This window comes from Polynucleobacter arcticus, assembly GCF_013307205.1.
Lineage (GTDB): Bacteria > Pseudomonadota > Gammaproteobacteria > Burkholderiales > Burkholderiaceae > Polynucleobacter > Polynucleobacter arcticus.
This window is the reverse complement of sequence record NZ_CP028940.1, coordinates 132,863-149,488: the sequence shown is the minus strand read 5'-3', so window position 1 is coordinate 149,488 and position 16,626 is coordinate 132,863. Positions and strand designations below refer to the sequence as shown.

Here is a 16,626-nt window from a genome sequence, read left to right as displayed (position 1 = left end):
TCTTTGGCTTACCGTAATTTCAGGCTGGAGAGGCCAATGAGGACTAATAAAATGGTGATGATCCAGAAGCGGACTACGACTTGGGTCTCGCGCCAACCACCCAATTCAAAATGGTGATGCAGTGGCGCCATTCTAAAAATACGACGCCCTTCACCATAACGTTTCTTGGTAAATTTAAACCAGAAGACTTGCAGCATTACTGAAACTGTTTCTGCTACAAAAATTCCGCCCATTACAAAGAGCACGATTTCTTGACGAACGATAACTGCAATAGTGCCAAGTGCGCCGCCCAGTGCAAGTGCACCAACATCACCCATAAACACTTGGGCAGGATGGGTGTTGTACCAAAGGAATGCAAGTCCTGCACCACCCATGGCTCCACAGAAAATCATCAACTCACCGGCGCCAGGAATATAAGGGAACAATAAATACTTAGCGTAAATCGCGTTACCCATGACGTAAGCAAATGCACCAAGTGCAGCACCCACCAGTATCACCGGCATGATTACTAAACCATCAAGTCCATCTGTTAAGTTCACGGCATTACTACTGCCAACAATAACCAAATAACTCAGAATGATGAAGCCCATCACACCCAACGGATAGCTGACTTCTTTCATAAAGGGAATGAGCAGATTTGATTTCGCTGGCAGGTCTAAGGCAAAACCACTCTTAAGCCAATCAAAAAATAGCTGTAGCACCTTCAGGTTATTCACTTCAGATACAGAAAATGCTAAATAGATAGCGGCAAATAAACCAATCAAGGTTTGCCAAAAGAATTTTTCTCTGGAGGCCATTCCCTTCGGATCTTTATGAGCGACTTTTCGATAATCATCAACCCAACCTACCAGGCCAAATCCGAAAGTCACAATCATCACGATCCAAATAAAGCGATTACTCAGATCAGCCCACAACATGCAGGAGATAAAAATACCTAAAAGAATTAACACGCCACCCATCGTAGGTGTGCCTGATTTCACTAAATGGGTTTGTGGTCCATCAGTGCGCACTGCTTGACCCATCTTCAATGCAGTCAATTTACGAATGACCCAGGGGCCAGCAGCCAGGCCAATTAGCAGCGCAGTCACCGTCGCCATCACCGCTCTAAAAGTGATGTAGTTAAAAACTCGGAAGAATCCAAAGTCATCCTGAAGCCACTGGGCCAGCATCAAGAGCATGTTTTAGCCTCCTCTAATAAGGCTTGAACTACACGCTCCATACGCATAAAACGGGATCCCTTAACCAAAATATCTAAATGCATTTGTTGATTTAATTCTTGATTTAGCAGCGCCACATTAAGCTCATCTAGCAATTGATCTAAGGTTGTGAAATGTTTGGCGCTTCCAGTAGCCTGTTGTAACCGAGACTTATCAAAGCCCTGTACGGCAAATTTGCACTGCTCTCCAAGCGCAAATAATTTGGCAACACCCTGCTCTGCTGCATATGCGCCAACTTCTTCATGAAATGTTGGGCCCTGATTACCTACTTCGCCCATGTCACCTAATACCAACCAAGCAGTATTTCCGGACTGCTTCAGTGCATCAATTGCCGCCCTAACAGAATCAGGATTTGCGTTATAACTATCGTCAATCAAAGTGCGACTTGAATTTAAAGGCTTCGATTGCATGCGTCCGTTTACCGGGGCAAATGACTCTAAGCCTGATTTAATTGTTTCTAGGCTTAAGCCAGCACCCAAAGCAACGGCACTTGCTGCTAATGCGTTACGGACGTTATGGTTTCCTAAAGTATTGAGTTGAACCTCAATCTTGCCCACTTCCGAAGCAATCGCAACTCTTCCATTAGCGAGCAAACTACCGGTTACAGCAGCTTTGACCGAAGCTACGTCAGTAGATAAAACAAAATCAATTATCTTGCGCCCTGCGGCAGCCTGACGCCAGATATCAGCAAACTCAGAGTCGGCTGGAAATACGGCAACCCCATCTACGGGGAGTGTGCTCAAAGCAGTCGCATGCTCTTTTGCAACAGCCTCAACCGTTGCCATAAATTCTTGATGCTCACGCTGAGCGTTATTGATCAACACAATATTCGCTTGGGTAATAGCCGCTAATTCAGCAGTTTCACCAGGATGGTTCATACCCAACTCAATCACCGCCAAGCGATCACTTGAACGCATGCGCAGTAAAGTCAAAGGTAAACCAATATCGTTATTCAAATTACCCTGGGTTACTAAGGTGCTTGACTCACCAGTAGCCGCCTTAAAAATAGAGGCAATCATCTCTTTTACTGTGGTTTTACCATTCGATCCAGTGACTAAGGCCACTGGAATGGCAAACTGCCTACGCCAAGCTTTTGCTAGCTCACCCAAAGCCTGCTTTGTATCTAGAACACAAATTGCGGCTAAATTTTCTGGGCAGGTTTCTTTATCGCTAATCAGCGCTGCACTTGCGCCGGCTTCAGTTAACTCACCCAAGAAATCATGCGCATTAAAGCGTTCGCCCACCAAAGCCACAAATAATTCACCAGCCTGAATTTGACGACTATCACTTCCTACGCGGGAAAGATTGATTGCCTGAGCATTAGCATCGCTAGTGTTCATCAATTCACTTCCTGGCAACATGGCATGCACTTGAGCAAGAGTGGTCATGGGTGAACTCATGCAGCACCTCCTGACGCCAAGCGGATGTGCTCTTGATCAGAGAAATCAAACTTCTTGCCATTGATTTCTTGCGTAGACTCATGTCCTTTGCCAGCAACTAAAACAATGTCCTGAACATGTGCATGACGGACTGCAGCCATAATAGCGGCAGCTCTATCAGGTACTGCTTGAACATTACTCAAGCTACCCGACATGCCAGCCTGAATCATATTGATAATTGACGCTGGATCTTCCGATCTTGGGTTATCACTAGTAATCACAATGTGGTCAGCAAATTCTTGAGCAACACGCCCCATTTGAGGCCGCTTACCGGAATCTCGATCGCCACCACAACCAAAAACGCACCAAACTTTTCCACCTCTTTGATTTGCAATAGGACGTAAGGCGCTCAGCGCCTTACTTAGCGCATCTGGCGTGTGGGCATAATCCACCACAATTAATGGGCCTTCAGTTCTTTGCGTTTTATTCAGCTGAATGAGCTCCATGCGGCCCGGTACAGAAGTCAGCTGAGTCATACGCTTTGCGGCATCTTTAAGGCTAAACCCTTGGGCTAGTAAGACAGTCCAAACAGCCAAGCAATTACTTAAATTAAATTCGCCAAGTACTGCGAGCTCAACCGCACCTGAACCACGCTCATCAAAACAAAATTGGGAATGGTATCCAGTAGGTGTAAGAACAGTATCTTCTGTATAAATCCGCTTTAAACGCTCACCGAATTTCTCAAACCCAACAAAAGCATGTTTATTAATTGCATAGCCCCATACCTGAGTACCGCCGGTAATCAGAAGCTTCATAGCTAACTCACGCCCAAATGCATCCTCAAAATTTATCATGGCATGTTGAAGCTTGGGCTGCTGAAATAATTTTGCTTTTGCTTGCGCGTATTCCCCCATCGTGCCGTGATAGTCCAAATGGTCTTGAGTTAGGTTGGTGAATACTGCGCTATCAATATCTAGCCCTGAAGTACGCTCCTGATCTAATGCATGGGAGGAGATCTCTATGACCACCTGCTGAGCACCAGCATCCAGCAATTCTTTTAATTGGGTTTGCAACAGCGGGGCATCTGGCGTGGTGTATCCCGTCCGAACCAGCGCACCAGGAAATCCAGTTCCCAGCGTTCCAAGTACTGCTGTTGGGTGACTGTGATCACCCAAAGCCTGCGCTAACCACTGAGTGACGCTGGTTTTTCCATTGGTGCCTGTGACACCGATTACTTTTAATTTTTTACTTGGATAGTTGTACCACTCTGCGCAGAGTTGTCCTGCAAGAGCTGCTAAATTTTCAACAGGGAAGCATTCTGCACGACCTAAGTATTCGTTAGCTACACCATCAGCAGGGTCAAAGACAACAGCTGCTGCACCATTCGCTAGAGCAGCAGCAATGTAATCTCGGCCGTCTCGTAGTGCATTACCATGCCCAACCGAATAGGCAAAAAAGATATCGCCAGCTTGAATATGACGGCTATCAGCAGTAATTTTTGCATCTGCAGATGTGAGATCACGTAAATATGAAATCAAGAGATGAGGTTCAATATTCACCATTGTCATCATCTTTTTAAAACCGCTTCGGTATTTTTTACTGAAGCAGTCTTAGTCTCAACAAGATTTTTGTCCTGCAATGCTTTTTGCTTCCCATTGCTATCTGGCAATACATTTAAGGTGCGCAAGGTTTCGCTAACAATCGTAGAGAAAACAGGAGCAGCAACATCACCGCCATAGTGGCTTCCACCAGTTGGCTCATCAATCATCACTGCAACAACAATACGAGGCGCACTAATTGGAGCGAGGCCCGCAAAGTAGGCGCGATATTTATTACCATAGCCCTTGCCTACTAATTTGTGTGCTGTGCCAGTTTTTCCGCCGACTCGATAACCTTCAGCCTGCGCTTTAATTGCAGTACCACCAGGCTCTGTTACTGACTCCATCATATTGCGCATCTCTATTGCTGTCTTAGCAGAAATAATATGTGTGCCAGGTTTAAATGTCGGACTACGCTCGATTGTCAGTGGCACTAATTCACCATCACGCGCAAAGATGGTGTAAGCACGAGCCACCTGAAAGAGTGAGGTGGAGATACCATAACCAAATGCGATACGCGCTTGATCGGTTGGCATCCATTTTTTGTAGGGGTGCACTGTACCCGCCACCGCACCCGGAAAACCAATTTTCGGTGCTTGACCCATGCCCACAGAAGTGAAGAAGTTCCACATTTCTTCCGCGGATAAATCATTCATCGCAATTTTGGCCGTTCCAATATTGCTCGATTTCTGAATAATTTGTGACACAGTCAAGTTGCTGTAAGGGTGGGTATCTGTAATTGGTTTAGGGCCAACGAGATATTTCGCTCCAATCGCCATATTGGTATTAGGAGTAATAGCACCCTTCTCCAAAGCAATCGCAACCGTTAAGGGCTTCATCGTTGAGCCAGGCTCAAAGGTATCGGTCAAAACACGATTACGTAATTGCTCACCATTCAACTTCTTACGATCATTGGGGTTGTAGCTTGGATAATTTGCTAAAGCTAAGATCTCTCCAGTCTGCGTATCCAGGACGACTGCGCCACCAGCACTGGCTCGATGCTGTTCGACTGCATTTTTGACAGCGTTATACGCTAAAAACTGAATCTTGCTATCGATAGAAAGTTGTAGGTCTTTACCGTTTTGCGGTAATTGCAAAATAGCAACGTCCTCTACTACACGCCCCAGACGATCCACCACCACTCGACGAGCACCTGGATGTCCAGCTAGCTCTTTTTCTCTAGAGAGCTCCATACCCTCTTGGCCACGATCTTCAACGTTGGTAAAACCAACGACGTGCGCCATCGCTTCACCTTCTGGATAAAAGCGACGGTATTCATTATTTAAACCAATACCCGGAATTTCTAATTGCTTAATACGTTGTGCTACTTCTGGATCCACTTGACGCTTTAAGAAAATCTGTTTGCGCTCTTCTTTCAACTTCTTTCGCAGCTCTGCTTCGCTCATTTGCAAGAGGCTTGCTAACTTCTGAACCTTATCTGCAGCCAAATCATCAGGCACAGTATCGTTATAGGCAATGACTGACTTAGCTTCTAAACTAGTAGCAATCACTTGACCATTACGATCCAAAATTTTTCCACGCGAGGCTGGTAGCTCTAATTCGCGCTGTGTACCCCGGACACCTTTGGCTTCATAAAAAGCATTTCCTGGGCCCTGAATCCAAAAAGCACGAATCAGCAGCAACATGAAGACGAAAAACAACATGAATAGCATGAGTCGTGACCGCCACATTGGCAGACGCAATACTAAATTGGGAGTAGTGGAGAAACCTACTGGCCTCATCTAGCTTCCTTTAAGTACAAAGTACGTTCTGGGGAGATGGGGACCATGCGCAACTGATTGCGAGCAACATCACGAATCCGTGCGGACTTGGATAGATTGCGCTGTTCATATTCCAAGCGCAACCAGTCTTGATTAAGCTTGCGCTCTTCAATTTGCGCACGCTCTAATGAAATGAATAATTTACGAGCACGTTGCTGTGATGCCACCAAAGATAGTGCACAGATCAGTAGAAGAACGAGTAGAGTCAGAGTGGCGCGATTCAACTTATCGACCCTATCCGCTTTTCTGCAACACGCATGATGGCTGAACGAGCACGAGGATTCTCTCGAACCTCTTCATCACTAGGTTTAATGCGCCCAATAATTTCTAAAGCACTTTGCGGTAGATCTCTATCGCGCACGGGCAAGCCACGCGGCACTGCAACCTTGGCATGTGACTGCAGAAACTGCTTCACGTTGCGATCCTCTAGCGAATGGAAGCTAATTACTGCCAAGCGGGCGCCCGGCTTTAACAAGCTCAGCGCTGCTTTTAATCCGAGCTCGAGATCATCTAGCTCACGGTTGATGAAAATACGCAGCGCCTGAAAAGTTCTTGTAGCAGGATCCTGTCCCACCTCTCTTGTACGAACCACACTAGCTACCAAGCTTGCTAATTGCAAAGTAGTTTTTGGCGACAGCCCCTCTTCTCGCTTGGCCACAATTGCTTTAGCAATCTGATATGCAAAACGCTCTTCGCCATAAGTCTTAATCACGCGAGTGATCTCCTCTTGGGACGCTTGTTCCAACCATTCTGCTGCTGTCAATCCGTGATCCGTATTCATCCGCATATCGAGCGGACCATCCTTGCGAAATGAAAAACCACGATGTGCTTCGTCCACCTGCGGGGAACTGATTCCAAGATCCAGCAAAATGCCGTCGACTGATTCTGGCTCGGCGTACTGATCCATCTGCGCAAAACTGTCGTGCACGATATGCAGTCGTGGATCGCTGATGCTTTCCGCTACTGCGATCGCATCCAAATCCTTGTCGAAGGAAATCATTCGAGCATCGGAGGGAAGTCTTGCAAGCAGTGCTTGAGTGTGACCACCCCGACCAAATGTTCCGTCGATCAAGAGTAGATTTTTTGACGCTGCGGGAGATGCAATACGTGGACCACTGATCAGCGCCGTCACCGCCTCGGCCAGCAATACTGGGCGATGAGTTATGTTCATGGCACCCCGTCATCAAAAATTAAATTGCTTCAGGGCTTCAGGCATACCTTGTGCAATGGCAGCCTGTTCTTTTGCAGCATAAGTAGCGGCATCCCACAACTCCAGATGACTACCCATGCCGAGCAGCATCACTTCTTTTTCAATGCCCGCAGCTGATCGCAACTCTGGGCTGACTAAAATTCTTCCGGCGCTATCCAAATCGACTTCCGCCGCATTACCGAGGAAGATTCGACGCCACCAATGGGCATCCATGGGAAGTTGTGCAACACGAGAGCGGAAAGTTTCCCATTCAGGGCGAGGGAATAACAGAAGGCATCCATCCGGGTGTTTTGTGAGCGTAATTCGACCCTCACCTTGAACTAACAAGGCGTCACGATGCTTTGCCGGCACAGACATGCGGCCTTTTGCATCTAAATTGAGAGCTGACGCACCTTGAAACACCATTTACCCCACTTTTTCACACTTCCTCCCACTTTAGAGGATCGCAGTAAGAGGGTCAAGTGTTTTTGGGTAATTTTTTGGGAAATTCCCTAGCAATTACAAACACTTAGCGTGATGTGTTGAGAAAATAGTGGTAATAAAAATGCTACTTGAAACAATGGCTTGGAAAATATACTTAAGAATAGATCTTAGCTATTAAGCCTAATAATCAATAAATATACTGTGTTAATGAACAGTATTCTAAATAAAATTACCCCAAAGATTAATTTAGAACTAGATTTTGTAGGCAGTTGTTGTCATTACTTTTGACATTGCCTGCATGAACTTCTGAATCGGCTCTGGTAATACCGCTCCACCAGCAGAAATTGCAGCCTGCCCATGCTCAATTTCATCGATACGCATTCGATCGACAATGGCCCGCGAGCGCTGATCGTCTACAGGCAATTCTTTGAGGTGGCTCTCTAAGTGATTTTCCACCTGTTTTTCAGTTTCAGCAACGAATCCGAGACTCCATTTATCGCCCGCTAAGCCAGCAGCCAAGCCAATCGCAAAGGATCCTGCATACCAAATTGGGTTGAAATAACTGGTGTGCGAGCCGAGCTCTTGAAGTCGCGTTTCGCACCAAGCTAAATGATCCATTTCTTCTTGAGCAGAGTGATCCAACATCTGCCGAATCTCAGGGTTACGTGCGACTAATTTCTGGGCTTGATAGAGGGCTTGAGCACACACTTCACCGACATGATTGACGCGCATTAATCCAGCAGCGTGTTCCCGCTCTTTGGCATCCAATAGACTAGCTAACTGAGCCTCCAATCCCGGCATGGGACGATGAGCATGGGCACCTCCAACTACAGAGCGTAGTGCCGTATCAAACTCCATAATGAAGCGATCTATCAACGCCATTTGACCCCCAATAGCCTAGATTAAAACTTCGGCTTTATGGCTCTGCTTGGTTTTTAATCCCAACTCAGCCAAAAGCTCGCGGTCTTGCTCCGCCTCAGGATTGGCGGTAGTGAGTAGTTGCTCACCATAAAAAATGGAGTTGGCACCCGCTTGAAAACACATTGCCTGAACTGCTCTTCCGAGCTCCTGTCGACCAGCCGATAAACGTACGCGTGCACGCGGCATAGTAATGCGGGCTACCGCAATAGTTCTCACAAATTCCAGTGGGTCCAGAGGCTTCTGGTCAGCCAACGGGGTCCCAGCCACAGGCACGAGATGATTAATAGGAACCGATTCTGGGTAAGGACTTAAGTTGGCTAGACGGGCTAAAAATGCTGCGCGTTGCTCGCGTGATTCACCCATCCCGACAATACCGCCACAACACACTGACATACCTGCGGCACGCACATTAGAAATCGTATCCAACCGGTCTTGATAACCTCGGGTCGAGATCACCGAGCGATAGAAGTCCTCGCTAGTATCCAAATTGTGGTTATAGAAGTCCAAACCTGCCTCTTGCAGAGCTTGGGCCTGGTTCGCTTCCAGCATGCCCAGAGTGGCGCAGGTTTCAAGGCCCAAAGCCTTTACACCCTTGATCATGGCAGTCACTTTTTCAATATCTCTGTCTTTAGGCTCCCGCCAAGCGGCGCCCATACAGAAACGGTTAGATCCAGCTGCTTTTGCCGCTTTAGCCGCCTCAAGCACTTCCTCTAAGTCCATTAACTTATTCGCTTTGACATCGGTGTCATAGCGGGCAGCCTGCGGACAGTAGCTGCAGTCCTCTGGGCAACCACCAGTTTTGATGGATAACAAGGTTGCCAATTCCACATCACCATCGGGAAAATAGGCACGATGAGTCTCTTGCGCTTTGAACATCAAATCACTCAATGGGAGAGCAAACAAAGCCTCAACTTGGGCCACTGACCAAGCGCCTGATGCATCGACTTCTTTATGTAAATCCTTTTGGGATTTCACTTGGGTGAGGGGTTTTTCAGCTGTTTGGGTGGCCTGCATGGTCGAATTCCAGAAAATAGATCAATTCAAGACATAAACATAACAGATACAGACTTAAATTAGGAAAAACTAGTGGTCAAATACTAAACATGAAGCTTATTTCTGATCCAAATCAAACCTCCCTGGTTGATCGTAGCCTAGATGCCGTTTGGCATCCCTGCACTCAGATGAAGCATCACGAGTCAATGCCATTAATTGCCATTACTAAAGGTAAGGGCGCTTGGCTCTTTGATGACCAAGGAAACGCTCTACTAGATTGCATTAGCTCTTGGTGGACCAATCTATTCGGTCACTCTAACCCCCGCATTAATCAAGCGATTAGCAATCAGCTTGAAAAAATTGAGCACGTCATGCTCGCTGGGTTTACTCATCCGCCTGTCGTGGAGCTTTCAGAAAAACTATCGGCCTTAACCCATGGGAATTTAGGTCATGTGTTTTACGCATCTGATGGCGCGTCTGCAGTAGAAATTGCACTGAAGATGAGTCACCACTTCTGGCGATTGAATAATCAGCCTCAAAAGAAAAAATTTGTCTGCCTAGAAAATGGTTATCACGGTGAAACCCTAGGCGCGCTCGCTGTGACTGATGTTGCGATCTTCCGTGAAGCCTATGGATCACTATTGCAAGATGTCTATACCGCCCCTTCACCCGACTCAAGAAAAGCACAGCCTGGTGAAAGCCCTGATGATGTCGCTAGGAAAGCTGCCAAGACATTGGAATCCTTATTGGAAGTAGAACATCAACACATTGCTGCCATCATTATTGAACCACTTGTTCAATGTGCTGGCCGGATGGCAATGTACTCACCAGAATATCTCCGCCTAGTGCGATCACTTTGTGATCACTACAACATCCATCTGATTGCGGATGAGATTGCCGTTGGATGCGGTCGCTCTGGAAAATTTTTTGCTTGTGAACATGCAGGAATTTGGCCAGATTTTTTAACATTGTCTAAGGGTATTAGTGGTGGGTATCTCCCTTTATCACTCTCCATGACCACTGACAAAATTTATCAGGCATTTTATGGCGATCAAGCACAACAAGGATTCTTGCACTCCCATTCCTATACCGGCAATCCCCTAGCTTGTGCTGCAGCCCTTGCCTGCCTAGAAATTTTTGTAACTGAAGCTGTACTTACAAACAATGTTGAACGTAGTCATGATCTTGCAAAAGCATTTTCTTGGGCAAAAGAAGATGTGCGTATTGAGCATTGGCGACAACAAGGCATGATCCTGGCATTTGATATCAAACTAGAGGCACTTAAGAGTCCCGCTACTTTTTCACGAGAGATGTTTTCAGCTAGTCTCAAAGAAGGCATCCTGATTAGACCCATTGGTCATACGATTTATGTAATGCCGCCATATATTCTTTCTGCTGAGGAAACAATACAAATGGGTGCCGCTGTACAGCGTGCTTTAAATCGAGCACTTGTATGAGCAAAAATTTTAGCGCCCTCAATATGGCTGTGCAGCAGGTTGCTGAGTTGGATGCGCAACTGCTGAGACGTAAACTGCGCATCACGGAGTCGCCCTGCGATACCAAGGCGAGCGTTGGCCAGAGAGAGCTTAAGGCCTTTTGTAGCAATGACTACTTGGGTCTTGCAAACCACCCAAAATTGATTGCTGAGATTGCGAAGGGCGCAAAACTCTATGGGGTTGGAAGCGGTGCATCCCACTTAATTAGTGGTCATAGCATTGCACATGATTTTCTTGAAAAAAAGTTAGCCTCTTTTGAGGGTAAACATATTCCAAATGCGCGGGCCTTGTTTTTTAGTACGGGCTATCTTGCTAACATGAGTGCGATCACCGGCCTAGTTCGACTTGCAGAGCAGGGTGAAGCCAGTATCTATTCGGCCAAACTCAATCACGCATCTTTAATTGACGGTGTGCGTCTAGCAAGTGCGCAAACCAAAGCCAAGGTGAGTTTATTTGATCACCATGATCTCATCTCGCTTGAAAATAAATTGCAGCAAGACACCCATCCACTTAAATTGATTGTGATCGATGGCGTGTTCAGCATGGATGGTGATATTGCACCCGTAGAGAAATTACTTCATATCGCAGAACACTACGATGCACTTTTGATGGTGGATGATGCCCATGGATTTGGGGTTCTTGGTGAACACGGCCATGGCATTTTGGAGCAAGCGAGTGTGCATTCAGAAAGAATAATTTATATCGGTACGCTCGGTAAGGCGGCTGGTGTCAGCGGTGCATTTATTTGTGCAGAGGCTCATTTTATTGAATGGCTCATTCAAAAAGGTCGTCCCTATATTTACAGTACAGCAACACCGCCGGCAATTGCACACACGCTACTAACAAGTCTTGAACTGATTGAGGGCGACGAAGGTGTTGCCCGACGTAAACAATTACATCAGCTGATCCAAATTTGGCGTGATGAAATGACTTTCTCAAGCTGGGAAAAAACGCCTTCATCCACCCCAATACAACCAGTCATTATGGGTAGCAACGCTGATGCATTAGCTGCAGCCAAATTATTGGATGAAGCAGGCTATTGGATCCCAGCAATCCGCCCACCTACCGTCCCAGTTGGCAGCGCTCGTCTACGTATTACTTTTTCTGCAAATCACAGCGTTGATGACTTGCGGGAACTGATACAGACATTAAAGATGATTGAGCAGACAATTCAAGGGGCATCATGACCCCAAACGCACCTACTAGTTTTTTTATCACGGGCACTGATACTGAAGTTGGAAAGACTTTAGCCAGCGGTGCATTCATTCTCAAACTGAGAGAAACCGGTATCAAAGCAGTCGGCTTCAAACCCGTAGTCGCTGGAACCTATATTGACGCAAGCGGCAAAGAACGGAATGAAGACCTCGAAACATTACGCCTTGCTTCAGGATTGAATTCTGACGAACAAAGTCTTTGTCCTTTTGTTTTAGGGCAAGCGGCGGCCCCACATCTCGTTGCACAAAAAAATGGTGTGCATTTAGATGCCACCATCATCTTGGATGAATTCAAAGCATTAACCGCAGCGTTTGATGCGGTGGTGGTTGAAGGCGCTGGTGGATTTTTGGTTCCCCTCACTGAGCAAGAGGATCTGGGGGACGTGGCACAGGCCATGGATTTACCCGTCATCCTAGTGGTTGGTATGCGCCTAGGTTGCATTAATCACGCCCTACTCACTTGTGAAGCCATTCAGTCACGTCAATTAACCATTGTTGGCTGGGTAGCCAATACACTTTCCAATGAAATGCCTCTTTTAGAAGAAAATATTCAAACCCTAAAAGATCGCATTTTTGCCCCTTTTTTAGGCTCTATTCCCAGTCTTCCGGCACAGCTCAATAAGCCGGATAATGCCCCCTACTCCATTGAGGCACTGCGTTTTGCTGCAGAGCATATAAGGCTACCTGAGTAAATTCAGATAAGATAAAGCTATGCGATTACTTCCAGAAATCATTGACTCCGCATCGGCCATACAAGAGATTCGCCGCAATATTCATGCGCATCCTGAATTGCGCTTTGAAGAGAAACGTACCTCCGATCTTGTTGCAGAAGCGCTTTCAAGCTGGGGAATCACGGTTTATCGCGGAATGGGTAAAACCGGCGTCGTAGGCAAGCTCGATGGCGACCTTGGTCCAGGGAAGATGGTTGGACTGCGTGCCGACATGGATGCCCTGCCACTACAAGAACACAATACCTTTGAGCACACTTCAAAGAATGCAGGAAAGATGCATGCCTGTGGCCATGATGGCCACACTGCGATGCTCTTGGGTGCAGCTCAATACTTATCCAATCATCGAGACTTTGCTGGTTCAGTGATTTTCATTTTTCAGCCTGCTGAAGAAGGTGGTGCTGGCGCGAAAGAAATGATTAACGATGGACTTTTTAAACAGTTTCCTTGTGATGCGGTTTTTGGCTTACACAACTGGCCCGGTCTTGCGGAGGGTCACTTCGGGGTCACCTCCGGCCCCATGATGGCCTCAAGCAATACCTTTGAAATTACGATTCGCGGTAAAGGGGGTCATGCTGCCTTGCCACACAACAGTGCCGATCCTGTTTTAGCGGGCGCCCAAGTTGTTCAAGCCCTGCAAAGCATCATTACTCGAAATAAGCGCCCAGTAGATGCGGCTGTTTTGTCGGTGACTCAATTTCATGCGGGTGAGACAAGTAACGTCATTCCAGATAGCGCTTTTATTGGTGGAACAGTTCGCACGTTTACCTTAGAAGTTTTAGATTTAATCGAGCAGCGCCTAAAAGAAATCTCGCATAACTTGGCTAGCGCATTTGACTGTCAAGCCGAAGTGCGTTTTTCTCGCAACTACCCACCGCTGATCAATCATGGGGATGAAGTGGAATTCGCGAGTGGAGTAATGAAAGAGTTGGTCGGGTCTCAAAACGTCAACACGTCGATTGATCCTACTATGGGGGCTGAGGACTTTGCATTTATGCTGCTTGAGAAACCAGGTTGCTATGTTTTCTTAGGTAACGGCGACGGTGATCACCGTGCTGTAGGTCACGGCATGGGTCCATGCCATCTTCATAACCCATCCTATGACTTCAACGATGCATTAATTCCTGTTGGCGTGAGCTACTGGGTCAAGCTTGCTCAACGCTACTTAGAAAAATAAACTCAACTTTTGTTGCTGAAATTTTTTACGAGTTCGTAAATTTAGCCGCGCGCTTTTCGATAAATGCGGCCATACCCTCTTTTTGATCATTAGTAGCAAAGCAAGCATGAAACAAGCGGCGCTCAAAATGAATACCTTCCGATAGCGTAGTTTCGTAGGCAGCATTGATTGCTTCCTTCACCATCATTGCAGTTAGCAAGGGCATATCGGCAATGGTTTTAGCAATTGCTTTAACTTCTTTCAACAAGTCTGATTGAGGAAAAATTCGGGCAACTAAGCCGGAGCGCTCCGCTTCGGCAGCATCCATCATGCGACCAGTTAAGGCCAAGTCCATTGCTTTTGCTTTTGAGACTGCACGCGGCAAACGCTGCGTACCGCCAGCACCAGGAACAATTCCCAACTTCACCTCTGGCTGGGCAAACTTGGCGCTATCGGCTGCCATGATGGTGTCGCACATCATCGCTAATTCACAGCCGCCGCCAAGGGCGTAGCCAGATACTGCAGCAATCACGGGTTTACGCACTTTTTTTATCTCTTCCCAGTTGCGTGAAATAAAGTCGCCTCGATACACATCACCAAATCCATACTTGGCCATGGTTGCGATATCAGCGCCTGCGGCAAAGGCTTTGTCACTGCCCGTAATAATGATGCAGCCGATATTGTCATTAGCATCAAAACCTAATAAAGCCGTACCTAATTCATCCATCAACTCGTCGTTCAGAGCATTGAGTACTTGAGGGCGATTAAGGGTAATGACGGCCACTTTGCCATCTACCTCTGTCAATATAGTGTTGTAAGTCATCAATCTCTTTCAAAAATTCATTCGCTCAGCGCGGTAGTAATAACCACATCTTGCCATCTTGCTTCATGCGTCCCGCCAATTCTCCAGCAGAGTCTCCTGATCCCCAATAGTAATCTGCTCGCACACCACCAACAATGGCTTTACCCGTATCCTGAGCCATTACCAATTTTTGTAAGACTTGGCTACTCAAAGGCCTGGTCGTGCTCAAAAATACTGGGGCACCCAAGGGCATTGCTTTTAAATCGATCGCAATACTTCGCTCGGCTGTTAACGGAACTCCCAAAGCGCCATTAGGGCCAAGATCGGCGCTGACATTGCTAGGCAACTCTTTAAAGAACACAAAGCGAGGATTGGCGTTAAGCATCTCCTCAATCCGTCCAGGATTACGCTTGGCCCAAGCAGATATACCTTGCATTGTTGCCTCGCCGCGAGTAATTTCTTTGCGATCTAATAACCACTGAGCAAAGGACTTGAATGGCTGATCATTGGTGCCGGCGTAACCTAAACGCAAAACGCGGCCATCCTCAAGTCGAATCTTTCCAGAACCCTGGATTTGCATAAAGGCTGCGGCAACGGGATCTTGTACCCAGGCAAGCTCAGAACCCCTCAATACTCCAGAGCTCATTAACTCTGCGCGTGTCGGTGCCGGATTAGGTTTTGAGTTTCTCCATACACTCGGAATACCATATAAAGGAACAGTGTAAGTAGATTTCCGGGTCTGGGAACCGTTCATGACGGGTTCGTAATAGCCCGTAATGAGGCCGGATTCATTGCCTGTAGCGCTGTTGCGTACCTCATAGGCCTGAAAATTCCCCTCAAAATACTGGCGAATCGCTTGCTTATCACGACCAGAAATCGCTGAAGCCTGAGAACATACCTGGCGCCAGTTAATCTCACTATTACGTTTACGTAGTGCATCACAACTCTTGAGCCAAGAGGGCCAAGCCTGACTTAAATCATCCTCCTGCCAACCAGGCAAGTCTTGCCATGACACCGATCTAAAGCTGGCGATTGGTGAGGTGTAGGAGCTTGGAGCGATGCTACTAGAGCGGTAGCCAGACCCACGAGTGGAAGGGGTTGAACAAGCCGTCAATAGGCTGGTAATGGCTATAACGAATACACTGCATACAAGCATTCGCGCGATTTGCTCGCGACTTTTTAATTTGGATATAGAAATCATGATTGCCAATTTACTCGATGAATACCCCATGATCTTGTTTGCACTAGAGGGAGGCCTCGCTTTAGCGCTCCTCCTGTTCATTGTCCTTTGGACCGGTAAGGGCAAAAAATAGGGTTTTTAGAGGCTAATGCAGGGTTCTGGGCATCACAAGGGCAAATTCTGGGATGAGAGCCTGGAAAAACTGAGCTTCTTCAGTGACACAAAAGAACTCTCCCCGCATGGTTCCTGCTGGCGTAGGTAAAGTAGCCCAACTGGTGTATTCAAACTGCTCCCCTGTCCTCAGCAGTGGTTGTTGACCTACAACCCCTAAGCCTCGGACTTCTTGAACATCATTATCCCCGTCGGTAATGAACCAATGGCGCGCAATCAGCTGAACACTGGCAGTACCAGTATTTCTGATGGTGACCGTATACGCAAAGGCAAATTGGCGATTATCGGGGTCGGACTGGTCGGGCAAATACTGGGTTTTGACCGAAATACTGATTTCATGAGGATTCATGCTCGAAT

The 16,626-nt window shown here is 46.9% G+C and carries 16 protein-coding genes; 4 read left to right on the top strand and 12 right to left on the bottom strand.

What is annotated here, in order from left to right; genetic code table 11:
* Nucleotides 1-8: 8 nt before the first annotated feature.
* The 9 genes from mraY to bioB form a co-directional block, all read right to left on the bottom strand.
* Nucleotides 9-1,178, bottom strand: a complete 1,170-nt coding sequence (gene mraY, locus DN92_RS00850) for a phospho-N-acetylmuramoyl-pentapeptide-transferase (protein WP_173959474.1) — start codon at nucleotides 1,176-1,178, stop codon at nucleotides 9-11.
* Nucleotides 1,169-2,617 (bottom strand): UDP-N-acetylmuramoyl-tripeptide--D-alanyl-D-alanine ligase, encoded by a 1,449-nt coding sequence (locus DN92_RS00845; protein ID WP_254598306.1) that lies wholly within the window; start codon nucleotides 2,615-2,617, stop codon nucleotides 1,169-1,171. Before DN92_RS00845 ends, mraY begins: the two co-directional genes overlap by 10 nt.
* Nucleotides 2,614-4,167, bottom strand: a complete 1,554-nt coding sequence (locus DN92_RS00840) for a UDP-N-acetylmuramoyl-L-alanyl-D-glutamate--2,6-diaminopimelate ligase (RefSeq protein ID WP_173959473.1) — start codon at nucleotides 4,165-4,167, stop codon at nucleotides 2,614-2,616. Before DN92_RS00840 ends, DN92_RS00845 begins: the two co-directional genes overlap by 4 nt.
* Nucleotides 4,164-5,936 (bottom strand): peptidoglycan D,D-transpeptidase FtsI family protein, encoded by a 1,773-nt coding sequence (locus DN92_RS00835; RefSeq protein WP_254598305.1) that lies wholly within the window; start codon nucleotides 5,934-5,936, stop codon nucleotides 4,164-4,166. The genes DN92_RS00840 and DN92_RS00835 overlap by 4 nt, the downstream gene beginning before the upstream one ends.
* Nucleotides 5,933-6,199, bottom strand: coding sequence for a cell division protein FtsL (gene ftsL / locus DN92_RS00830; protein WP_173959472.1), 267 nt, complete (start codon nucleotides 6,197-6,199; stop codon nucleotides 5,933-5,935). Before ftsL ends, DN92_RS00835 begins: the two co-directional genes overlap by 4 nt.
* Complete coding sequence (gene rsmH, locus DN92_RS00825; protein ID WP_173959471.1) at nucleotides 6,196-7,146, bottom strand: 16S rRNA (cytosine(1402)-N(4))-methyltransferase RsmH; 951 nt, start codon at nucleotides 7,144-7,146, stop codon at nucleotides 6,196-6,198. Before rsmH ends, ftsL begins: the two co-directional genes overlap by 4 nt.
* A gap of 12 nt (nucleotides 7,147-7,158) precedes the next feature.
* The gene (mraZ, locus tag DN92_RS00820; RefSeq protein WP_041484992.1) at nucleotides 7,159-7,587 is read right to left on the bottom strand and encodes a division/cell wall cluster transcriptional repressor MraZ; all 429 of its coding nucleotides are present in this window, start codon (nucleotides 7,585-7,587) and stop codon (nucleotides 7,159-7,161) included.
* A gap of 273 nt (nucleotides 7,588-7,860) precedes the next feature.
* Entirely contained in the window at nucleotides 7,861-8,490 is a 630-nt protein-coding gene (coq7, locus tag DN92_RS00815) for a 2-polyprenyl-3-methyl-6-methoxy-1,4-benzoquinone monooxygenase (RefSeq protein ID WP_173959470.1), read from the bottom strand.
* Between the two features lie 15 nt (nucleotides 8,491-8,505).
* On the bottom strand, nucleotides 8,506-9,543 hold the full coding sequence (bioB, locus tag DN92_RS00810; protein ID WP_173959469.1) for a biotin synthase BioB: 1,038 nt from the start codon (nucleotides 9,541-9,543) through the stop codon (nucleotides 8,506-8,508).
* A gap of 89 nt (nucleotides 9,544-9,632) precedes the next feature.
* Between bioB and bioA the strand changes: the two genes are divergently transcribed.
* From bioA to DN92_RS00790, 4 genes are read left to right on the top strand one after another with little or no spacing between them, the layout of a single operon-like run.
* Nucleotides 9,633-10,979, top strand: a complete 1,347-nt coding sequence (bioA, locus tag DN92_RS00805) for an adenosylmethionine--8-amino-7-oxononanoate transaminase (protein ID WP_173959468.1) — start codon at nucleotides 9,633-9,635, stop codon at nucleotides 10,977-10,979.
* Nucleotides 10,976-12,205 carry an aminotransferase class I/II-fold pyridoxal phosphate-dependent enzyme gene (locus DN92_RS00800; protein WP_173959467.1) on the top strand — a complete coding sequence of 410 codons (1,230 nt, stop codon included), beginning with the start codon at nucleotides 10,976-10,978 and terminating at the stop codon, nucleotides 12,203-12,205. The genes bioA and DN92_RS00800 overlap by 4 nt, the downstream gene beginning before the upstream one ends.
* Nucleotides 12,202-12,924, top strand: coding sequence for a dethiobiotin synthase (bioD, locus tag DN92_RS00795; RefSeq protein ID WP_173959466.1), 723 nt, complete (start codon nucleotides 12,202-12,204; stop codon nucleotides 12,922-12,924). Before DN92_RS00800 ends, bioD begins: the two co-directional genes overlap by 4 nt.
* A 19-nt stretch (nucleotides 12,925-12,943) precedes the next feature.
* Complete coding sequence (locus tag DN92_RS00790; protein ID WP_173959465.1) at nucleotides 12,944-14,137, top strand: M20 aminoacylase family protein; 1,194 nt, start codon at nucleotides 12,944-12,946, stop codon at nucleotides 14,135-14,137.
* A gap of 25 nt (nucleotides 14,138-14,162) precedes the next feature.
* Here DN92_RS00790 and DN92_RS00785 read toward each other — a convergent pair whose 3' ends face one another.
* The 3 genes from DN92_RS00785 to apaG all read right to left on the bottom strand — a co-directional run bounded on the left by DN92_RS00785 (nucleotide 14,163) and on the right by apaG (nucleotide 16,618).
* Complete coding sequence (locus DN92_RS00785) at nucleotides 14,163-14,939, bottom strand: enoyl-CoA hydratase (protein ID WP_173959464.1); 777 nt, start codon at nucleotides 14,937-14,939, stop codon at nucleotides 14,163-14,165.
* A gap of 25 nt (nucleotides 14,940-14,964) precedes the next feature.
* Entirely contained in the window at nucleotides 14,965-16,074 is a 1,110-nt protein-coding gene (mltA, locus tag DN92_RS00780) for a murein transglycosylase A (protein ID WP_254598304.1), read from the bottom strand.
* Between the two features lie 169 nt (nucleotides 16,075-16,243).
* Nucleotides 16,244-16,618 carry a Co2+/Mg2+ efflux facilitator ApaG/CorD gene (gene apaG, locus DN92_RS00775; protein ID WP_173959462.1) on the bottom strand — a complete coding sequence of 125 codons (375 nt, stop codon included), beginning with the start codon at nucleotides 16,616-16,618 and terminating at the stop codon, nucleotides 16,244-16,246.
* Nucleotides 16,619-16,626 lie beyond the last annotated feature (8 nt).

Bases quoted from the DNA above. Each gene is read 5' to 3' on its own strand.
- mraY (WP_173959474.1), bottom strand. From the start codon at position 1,178: ATGCTCTTGATGCTGGCCCAGTGGCTTCAGGATGACTTTGGATTCTTC.
- DN92_RS00845 (WP_254598306.1), bottom strand. From the start codon at position 2,617: ATGAGTTCACCCATGACCACTCTTGCTCAAGTGCATGCCATGTTGCCA.
- DN92_RS00840 (WP_173959473.1), bottom strand. From the start codon at position 4,167: ATGATGACAATGGTGAATATTGAACCTCATCTCTTGATTTCATATTTA.
- DN92_RS00835 (WP_254598305.1), bottom strand. From the start codon at position 5,936: ATGAGGCCAGTAGGTTTCTCCACTACTCCCAATTTAGTATTGCGTCTG.
- rsmH (WP_173959471.1), bottom strand. From the start codon at position 7,146: ATGAACATAACTCATCGCCCAGTATTGCTGGCCGAGGCGGTGACGGCG.
- coq7 (WP_173959470.1), bottom strand. From the start codon at position 8,490: ATGGCGTTGATAGATCGCTTCATTATGGAGTTTGATACGGCACTACGC.
- bioB (WP_173959469.1), bottom strand. From the start codon at position 9,543: ATGCAGGCCACCCAAACAGCTGAAAAACCCCTCACCCAAGTGAAATCC.
- bioA (WP_173959468.1), top strand. From the start codon at position 9,633: ATGAAGCTTATTTCTGATCCAAATCAAACCTCCCTGGTTGATCGTAGC.
- DN92_RS00800 (WP_173959467.1), top strand. From the start codon at position 10,976: ATGAGCAAAAATTTTAGCGCCCTCAATATGGCTGTGCAGCAGGTTGCT.
- bioD (WP_173959466.1), top strand. From the start codon at position 12,202: ATGACCCCAAACGCACCTACTAGTTTTTTTATCACGGGCACTGATACT.
- DN92_RS00790 (WP_173959465.1), top strand. From the start codon at position 12,944: ATGCGATTACTTCCAGAAATCATTGACTCCGCATCGGCCATACAAGAG.
- DN92_RS00785 (WP_173959464.1), bottom strand. From the start codon at position 14,939: ATGACTTACAACACTATATTGACAGAGGTAGATGGCAAAGTGGCCGTC.
- mltA (WP_254598304.1), bottom strand. From the start codon at position 16,074: ATGCTTGTATGCAGTGTATTCGTTATAGCCATTACCAGCCTATTGACG.
- apaG (WP_173959462.1), bottom strand. From the start codon at position 16,618: ATGAATCCTCATGAAATCAGTATTTCGGTCAAAACCCAGTATTTGCCC.